The organism is Streptomyces sp. ADMS, assembly GCF_033441795.1.
Classification (GTDB): domain Bacteria; phylum Actinomycetota; class Actinomycetes; order Streptomycetales; family Streptomycetaceae; genus Streptomyces.
The window spans coordinates 1-285 of the sequence record NZ_JAVFVX010000551.1; the positions used below are offsets into that span (position 1 = coordinate 1).

1 pseudogene is annotated in these 285 nt (G+C 76.5%); it reads left to right on the forward strand.

The window, feature by feature from the left end:
• A pseudogene (locus tag RB628_RS43035) lies at positions 1-285 on the forward strand (hypothetical protein); the annotation flags it as partial.

Genomic DNA, 285 nt, shown 5'->3' on the forward strand with positions numbered 1-285 from the left:
CGTCGCCGACCGAGGGGCCCCCGACGGTGCGGGTCCACGCCGCCCTCGCCCGCAGTACACCCCGCCCGGCCGCACGGCCCTCGCAACGCGCAGGCCCTGCCCCCACGCCATCAGCCGCGCGACCGCCCTCGCGCACCCACGGCTGAACCGTCCTCCCCCACCAACCCAGCCCATCTGGCTGCCCTCACCTCTGGAACGCACCGTGGACAACACCCCCATCTCCGACGCCCTGGCCCTGCGCGCCACGGCCTCCGCCTTCGACGCCCAGCGCGGCAAGCTGCCGGT